This window comes from Streptomyces sp. NRRL S-31, from assembly GCF_000718775.1.
Classification (GTDB): Bacteria; Actinomycetota; Actinomycetes; order Streptomycetales; family Streptomycetaceae; genus Streptomyces.
The window spans coordinates 1-1,171 of the sequence record NZ_JOCB01000222.1 but is presented as its reverse complement, the minus strand read 5'-3'; the positions used below and the strand labels follow the sequence as shown (position 1 = coordinate 1,171).

General features: G+C 72.4%; 1 protein-coding gene. It reads right to left on the bottom strand.

What is annotated here, in order from left to right; translation table 11 throughout:
• On the bottom strand, positions 1-1,171 hold a 1,171-nt coding region (locus IF37_RS0138290; protein WP_030754338.1), incomplete at both ends, for an acyltransferase domain-containing protein.

Below are 1,171 nucleotides of genomic sequence, written 5' to 3'. Positions count from 1 at the left end.
GCCGAGTTCGAGGTAGGTGGTGGTGCCGCCACGGTGGAGGGTGTGGATGGCGTCGGCGAAGCGGACGGCCTGGCGGGCGTGGTCGACCCAGTAGTCGGGAGTGAGGATCTCGGGGCCGGCGAGGGTGCCGGTGAGGGTCGAGACGAGGGGGATGGCGGGAGCGTGGAAGGCGAGGGTGCCCAGGACGGTGCGGAAGTCCTCGAGCATGGGGTCCATGAGGGGGGAGTGGAAGGCGTGGGAGACGGTGAGCCGCTTGGTGCGCAGCCCGGCGTCGGCCGCGCGTCGGGCGACGGCGGTGACGGCTTGTTCGGTGCCGGAGAGGACGACGCTGGTGGGGCCGTTGACGGCGGCGATGGTGACGTCGTCGGCGTCGAGGTACTGCTGGACGTCGGTTTCCGAGGTGTTGACGGCGAGCATGGCGCCGCCGGGCGGCAGGGCCTGCATGAGGCGTCCGCGTGCGGTGACGAGGGTGGCGGCGTCTTCGAGGGTGAGGATCCCGGCGATGTGGGCGGCGGAGATCTCGCCGACCGAGTGCCCGGCGAGGTGGTCGGGGCGTACGCCCCAGGATTCGAACAGCCGGTAGAGGGCGACCTCCACGGCGAACAGGGCCGGCTGCGCCCACTCCGTCCGGTCCAGACCGTCCCCGAAGGCCACCACCTCGGCGAGCGGACGGTCGAGATGCTTGTCGAGTTCGGCGCAGACGGTGTCGTAGGCGTCGGCGAACACGGGGAACGCGTCGTACAGTTCACTGCCCATCCCGGCGCGCTGCGCGCCCTGGCCCGTGAACAGCACCGCCAATTTCCCCACCGACCGTTCGCCCGTGACCACGCCCGCAGCCTGCTGCTCCGCGGCCAGGGCGGTCACCCCGGCGAGCAGTTCCTCGCGTCCCGACGCCACCACGACCGCGCGGTGCTCGAAAGCCGTACGGGTGGTGGTCAGCGCATGGCCGATGTCGACGGGATCGAGGCCGGGCTGTCCGCCGACCAGGTCCCGCAGCCGGGCTGCCTGCGCCGAGAGCGCCCGCGGAGTACGCGCGGACAGCACCCAGGGCAGCATCGCGGGCGTCTGTCGCGGGGCGGGGTCGGTGGTGTCGGCCTGCGGTTCGGGGGCTTCCTCGATGATGACGTGGGCGTTGGTGCCGGAGACGCCGAAGGAGGAGACGGCGGCGCGG